At 58.3% G+C, this 6,000-nt stretch carries 6 protein-coding genes (1 of these 6 running past the window's edge); 2 read left to right on the forward strand and 4 right to left on the reverse strand.

The window, feature by feature from the left end; translation table 11 throughout:
* Positions 1-423 precede the first annotated feature (423 nt).
* The 4 genes from RMV17_RS03400 to RMV17_RS03415 all read right to left on the reverse strand — a co-directional run bounded on the left by RMV17_RS03400 (position 424) and on the right by RMV17_RS03415 (position 4,192).
* A complete protein-coding gene (locus RMV17_RS03400) occupies positions 424-1,005 on the reverse strand; it encodes a YigZ family protein (RefSeq protein ID WP_311885618.1) in 582 nt (193 codons plus the stop codon).
* Between the two features lie 7 nt (positions 1,006-1,012).
* A complete protein-coding gene (locus RMV17_RS03405) occupies positions 1,013-1,663 on the reverse strand; it encodes a TetR/AcrR family transcriptional regulator (RefSeq protein ID WP_034154754.1) in 651 nt (216 codons plus the stop codon).
* 88 nt (positions 1,664-1,751) lie between these two features.
* Positions 1,752-3,140, reverse strand: coding sequence for a nucleobase:cation symporter-2 family protein (locus RMV17_RS03410; protein ID WP_311885621.1), 1,389 nt, complete (start codon positions 3,138-3,140; stop codon positions 1,752-1,754).
* 131 nt (positions 3,141-3,271) lie between these two features.
* Positions 3,272-4,192, reverse strand: a complete 921-nt coding sequence (locus tag RMV17_RS03415; protein WP_102901587.1) for a LysR family transcriptional regulator — start codon at positions 4,190-4,192, stop codon at positions 3,272-3,274.
* Between the two features lie 138 nt (positions 4,193-4,330).
* Between RMV17_RS03415 and RMV17_RS03420 the strand changes: the two genes are divergently transcribed.
* Positions 4,331-5,680: an aspartate aminotransferase family protein gene (locus tag RMV17_RS03420; protein WP_311885625.1), complete on the forward strand. Its 1,350-nt coding sequence runs from the start codon at positions 4,331-4,333 to the stop codon at positions 5,678-5,680.
* 76 nt (positions 5,681-5,756) lie between these two features.
* Positions 5,757-6,000 carry the beginning of a CoA-acylating methylmalonate-semialdehyde dehydrogenase gene (locus tag RMV17_RS03425; RefSeq protein WP_034154751.1) on the forward strand. The gene runs 1,250 nt beyond the window's last position, so only the first 244 of its 1,494 coding nucleotides appear in the window; it begins with the start codon at positions 5,757-5,759; its stop codon lies beyond the right edge, outside the window.

Consider the following 6,000-nt stretch of genomic DNA (forward strand, 5'->3'; position numbering starts at 1 on the left):
GAGCAAACCCTTGTGGACTAGGCGGGACCTGCGACTGCGCCAGCCATGAACGGGTTATCCACAGCTTGTTCCACAGTTATTGTGCGCAAGCTGCGAACCCGGGCATAAGCACTGCGGTGCTTTCTTCTAATGGTGATAAACCGTGCTAACTGACTGTTTCTGTTTAAATTTTTCGTTTCATCGGATGAATTGAACGAAAAGTGAACAAACCGCGCAAAGCCACGTGACAGAAGGGTTACAGCGGAATGTGCTCAGGTTATCCACAGTCGGGTGCACAGCAGATGTGGGCAACTCCGGGGAATAACGGAAAAGGGTGATGCCCTAAAAGATCGCAGCCTTCGGCAGTTGCTACAGGGGAACATATTTCAAGTGTAGGAGCTGCGGAACGCTCGGGCCGCGATCGGACGATTTTTAGATCTTGCTTCACCGCTGCAACAAAATCCGCCCACGGCTCAAATCCGCCAATTGGCTTTGCAACAACTCGATCTGCGCCTCACCCACCGCCAACTTCAACTCAACGCCGTTCGCCGTGAAGTTTTCTTCGACAACCAATCCATCGAGATCGGCTACGCGCAACTTCACCAACGCCAACTCGGCAAATCCGCAGCTACAACTCAACGGCACACGGCTGATCAATTCGATTTTGGCCGCCGTTTGCAGGCACTTGTTCGCGCCACCGCCATAGGCACGGGCCAATCCGCCAGTGCCCAACTGAATCCCGCCGTACCAGCGAATCACCAGCACCGCGACCTGATCGCAATCCTGCGCTTCAATTGCCGCCAATATCGGTCGCCCAGCGGTACCGCCCGGTTCGCCATCGTCATTGCTGCGATATTGGTCGCCGAGTTTCCAAGCCCAGCAATTGTGCGAAGCATTCAAATCGCTGTGCTGTTCAAAGAACGCCTGCGCCTCGGCAGGGCTGCCGATCGGCGTGGCGAAAGTGATAAAGCGGCTTTTGCGAATCTCTTCGCGGTACTCGCAAAAACCGCTGAGGGTGAAAGGCATAAACGTCTTATAGAGGAGGAGTGAGGCCGCAGCCTTTGAGAATGATACGGATCAGGTTGTTGCCGGCGTCTTCCATATCCTGCTTGGTCAGCTTGCTGCGCCCGCTGACGCGGCAGATCTGCGTGGCGAAGTCGGCGTAATGCTGAGTGCTGCCCCATAACAGGAAGATCAAGTGCACCGGATCGACCGCGTCCATTTTGCCGGCATCGATCCACGCCTGGAACACCGCTGCGCGGCCGGTGAACCAGGTGCGGTAATCCTGATTGAAATATTCGCTCAGGCATTCGCCGCCGCTGATCACTTCCATCGCAAAGATCCGCGAGGCCTGTGGTTGGCGACGGGAAAATTCCATCTTGGCGCGAATATAGCGAGTCAGTGCTTCGGCCGGATCGTCCTCGGCGGTGAGGGTGTTGAAGGTGCTGTCCCACAGCTCGATGATGTTGCTCAGCACCGCCACGTACAAACCGAGTTTGTTGGTGAAGTAGTAATGCAGGTTCGCCTTGGGCAACCCGGCATTCTGCGCGATGGTGTTCATGCTGGTGCCTTTGTACCCGTGACGGGCGAACTCGTCTTCGGCGGCTTTGAGGATGGTCTCTTCGTTCTTCTGACGAATGCGGCTGGCGGGTTTGCCGCCATGGGCTGGGACTTCAAAGGTCATAGGCACTTCCGGGTTTGTCTGTGGGTGCAACCAATTGCGTTGATAGCGCACCCACAGGCATCCGACAAGTCCTTGCGCAATAAAACCGTTACGCCTGTTCGATCTTGTTCAGCGGCGCATGCACTTCAGCGGTCTCGATTTTCGACTCCGGCAGCAACAGGCAAAGGATGATCGCGGTCAGGCCACCGCTGGTGATCGCCGAGTCAAACAGGTTCTGCACCAGTTTCGGCAGCAGGTGCAGCAGGTTCGGTTGCGCAGCGATGCCCAGGCCGACGCCGAACGACGTGGCGATGATCAACATGCTGCGTCGATCCAGCGGCGACTGCGCGAGGATGCGCACGCCGGCAGCGGCCACCGCGCCGAACATCACCAGGGTCGCGCCGCCGAGCACCGGTTTCGGAATCTGTTGCAGCACCGCGCCGATCGTTGGAAACATACCCAGACAAAACAGGATCGCGCCGATGTACAGCCCGACGTAACGGCTGGCGACGCCGGTCAACTGGATCACGCCGTTGTTCTGCGCAAACGTGGTGTTGGGGAAGGCGCTGAAGGTCGCGGCGATCATGCAGCTGACGCCATCACCGAGCACGCCACCGCGCAGGCGGCTGATATAAGAAGGGCCGCTGATCGGTTGGCGGGCGAGCATGCAATTGGCGGTGAGGTCGCCGACGGTTTCGATGGTGCTGATCAGATAAATCAGCGCGACGGGCAGGAAAGCCGTCCAGTCGAAGCTGAAGCCAAACTTGAACGGCGTAGGAAAACTCACCAGCGGCAAGTCAGGCAATGGCTGCGGCAGCAGTTTCCCACTGAACCACGCGGCCAGACTGCCGAGCAGCAAACCGATGATGATTGCCGACAAGCGCACCCAAGGCGTGTTCGAGCGGTTGAGCAAAATGATCGTCAGCAACACAAACACGCCCAGCGCCAGATTGCCCGGCGCACCGAAGTCCGGCGCATTGAAGCCACCGCCCAGATCGGTGATGCCGACCTTTATAAGGCTGATGCCGATCAGGGTGATGACGATCCCGGTCACTAACGGCGTGACGACTCTGCGCAACTGGCCGATGAAGCGGCTGAGGACGATCTGCACGATTGCGCCGAAAAAGCACACACCGAAAATCATCGCCAGAATGTCTTCCGGGCTGCCGCCACGTTGCTTGACCAGAAATCCCGCCGACAGTACCGCCCCGAGAAAGGCGAAACTGGTGCCCTGCAGACAAATCATCCCCGCGCCAATCCCGAATGGCCGCCGCGCCTGAATAAAGGTGCCGACGCCCGAAACCATCAAGGCCATGCTGATCAGGTACGGCAAATGCGCGGTCAACCCGAGGGCCGAGCCGATCACCAGCGGCGGCGTGATGATGCCGACGAAACTGGCGAGCACGTGTTGCAGCGCGGCAAGGGTGGCGGCGAGTGGTTTGGGGCGGTCGTTGAGGCCGTAGATCAGGTCGCTGGATTGTTCGGAATCTGGCTGCATGGCTGAAGGCTTCTTATCAAAGGAACGAAGTAATTCTTCCTCTGCAAAAACCTGTCCACTTGCTCAGCTTTATCGGCAAATAACCCGCAAATGTAGGAGCTGCCGCAGGCTGCGATCTTTTGATCTTGCCTTCAACGCGTCGCCGCCAGACTTTCCAAAAAGCTCTCCAGCACCAAATGAGGGCGCCGCCCCTTGCGCGTGACCGATGCCAGACTCAAATCGTAAAACCGCGTTCCTGCTTTCAAAGCACGCAAACGCCCCTGCTGCACCCAAAGACTGGCGTAATGATCCGGCAAATACCCAATATAACGCCCGGTCAAAATCAAAAACGCCATACCCTCACGGTCAGAAGCACTGGCCGTGCAATTGAGCGCCTGGTAATGCGCCTGAATCTCCGCCGGCAAACGGAACGTCGGCGCAATCGCGTCCTGACTGTTCAGGCGTTCGTCATCCAGTTGCTTGTCATCGACATAAAACAGCGGATGCCCCACTGCGCAATAAAGCAGTGAACGCTCGCTGTACAACGGCTGATATTCCAGTCCCGACAACGCACTGGCCTGCGGCACCACGCCAACATGTAAACGCCCATCGAGCACGCCTTGCTCGACTTCATTCGGCGCAATCATGCGGATCTGGATCTGCACATCCGGCCCGCGCTCCTTCAACTGGGCGAGGGCGTGGGTGATGCGCATGTGGGGCAGGGTGACGAGGTTGTCGGTCAGGCCGATGATCAGTTCGCCGCGCAAATGTTGGTGCAGGCCGTTGACCTCGGTGCGGAAGCTTTCCAGCGCACTTAATAGTTGTAGCGCCGACTGATACACCTCGCGACCTTCTTCGGTCAGCGAAAACCCTGCGCGACCCCGCTGACACAAGCGCAAACCGAGGCGCTGCTCCAGGTCGCTCATCTGCTGACTGATCGCCGAACGACCGATGCCGAGCACGGTTTCCGCTGCCGAGAAGCCGCCGCATTCCACCACGCTGCGAAAAATTCGCAGCAGACGAATATCAAAGTCACTGACCTGGGCCAGCGGATCGGGGCGGCGGCTGCTCATCTTATTGTTCTCATTGTTTAGCAGAGTTCTAACTGAAGGTTAGAAGAGTTGGATTTCACCGACTTTATCCGCGTGGCAATTTAGCTGCAACAACGCTTTTTATCTCCCTGACGCTTATGCCCTGCGAGGTTTTGCCCGATGAACATGCCTGAAAACGCGCCGTCGCCACTGGCCAGCCAACTGAAGCTGGACGCGCACTGGATGCCGTACACCGCCAACCGTAACTTCCAGCGCGACCCGCGTTTGATCGTTGGTGCCGAAGGCAGTTGGCTGATCGACGACAAGGGCCGCAAGGTATATGACTCGCTGTCCGGTCTGTGGACCTGCGGCGCCGGCCACACCCGCAAGGAAATTCAGGAAGCAGTCTCGAAACAGTTGGGCACCCTCGATTACTCGCCGGGCTTCCAGTACGGCCACCCATTGTCGTTCCAGCTGGCCGAGAAAATCACCGAGCTGACCCCGGGCAATCTGAACCATGTGTTCTTCACCGACTCCGGTTCCGAGTGTGCTGACACCGCGGTGAAAATGGTCCGTGCCTACTGGCGCCTGAAAGGCCAGTCGACCAAAACCAAAATGATTGGCCGTGCCCGTGGCTACCACGGCGTGAACATCGCCGGCACCAGTCTCGGCGGCGTCAACGGCAACCGCAAACTGTTCGGTCAGGCGATGATGGATGTCGATCACCTGCCGCACACTCTACTGGCCAGCAATGCTTTCTCCCGCGGTATGCCGGAGCAGGGTGGTATCGCTTTGGCCGATGAACTGCTGAAGCTGATCGAGTTGCACGACGCTTCGAACATCGCCGCCGTATTCGTTGAGCCCATGGCCGGTTCCGCTGGCGTACTGGTGCCACCGCAGGGCTACCTGAAGCGTCTGCGCGAAATCTGCGATCAGCACAGCATCCTGCTGGTGTTCGACGAAGTGATCACCGGTTTTGGTCGTACCGGCAACATGTTCGGTGCCGACACCTTTGGCGTCACCCCGGACCTGATGTGCATCGCCAAGCAAGTCACCAACGGCGCGATCCCGATGGGCGCGGTGATTGCCAGCTCCGAGATCTACCAGACCTTCATGAACCAGCCGACGCCTGAGTACGCGGTGGAATTCCCGCACGGTTACACCTACTCGGCGCATCCGGTGGCTTGCGCCGCTGGCCTGGCAGCGCTCGATCTGCTGCAAAAAGAAAACCTGGTGCAGAGCGTCGCTGAAGTCGCGCCGCATTTTGAAAACGCGCTGCATGGCCTGAAAGGTTCGAAGAACGTTATCGACATCCGTAACTTCGGCCTGGCCGGTGCCATTCAGATTGCCCCGCGTGACGGTGACGCCATCGTGCGTCCGTTCGAGGCGGGCATGGCGCTGTGGAAAGCCGGGTTCTACGTGCGCTTCGGCGGCGACACTTTGCAGTTCGGCCCAACCTTCAACAGCAAGCCGCAAGATCTGGATCGTCTGTTCGACGCGGTCGGCGAAGTGCTGAACAAGCTCGACTGAGTTTTCCTTCTATATAGCTATGCAAATAGCAGGCGCCTCTTGCGGGCGTCTGCGCACAAGAATTCAGGAGTTTTCGATGAGCGTTATCCCGCATTTGATCAATGGCGAACTGGTGACCGAGAACGGTCGCGCAGTTGATGTGTTCAACCCGTCCACCGGTCAGGCTATCCACAAGCTGCCACTGGCCAGCCCGGCAACCATCCAGAAAGCCATCGATGCCGCCAAGGCTGCGTTCCCGGCCTGGCGCAACACGCCACCGGCCAAACGTGCGCAGGTGATGTTCCGCTTCAAGCAACTGCTGGAGCAGAACGAAGCACGCA

The organism is Pseudomonas sp. VD-NE ins, from assembly GCF_031882575.1.
GTDB classification, from domain to species: domain Bacteria; phylum Pseudomonadota; class Gammaproteobacteria; order Pseudomonadales; family Pseudomonadaceae; genus Aquipseudomonas; species Aquipseudomonas fluorescens_BZ.

Coding starts and splice junctions, on each gene's coding strand:
- RMV17_RS03400 (WP_311885618.1), bottom strand. CDS start 1,005: ATGCCTTTCACCCTCAGCGGTTTTTGCGAGTACCGCGAAGAGATTCGC.
- RMV17_RS03405 (WP_034154754.1), bottom strand. CDS start 1,663: ATGACCTTTGAAGTCCCAGCCCATGGCGGCAAACCCGCCAGCCGCATT.
- RMV17_RS03410 (WP_311885621.1), bottom strand. CDS start 3,140: ATGCAGCCAGATTCCGAACAATCCAGCGACCTGATCTACGGCCTCAAC.
- RMV17_RS03415 (WP_102901587.1), bottom strand. CDS start 4,192: ATGAGCAGCCGCCGCCCCGATCCGCTGGCCCAGGTCAGTGACTTTGAT.
- RMV17_RS03420 (WP_311885625.1), top strand. CDS start 4,331: ATGAACATGCCTGAAAACGCGCCGTCGCCACTGGCCAGCCAACTGAAG.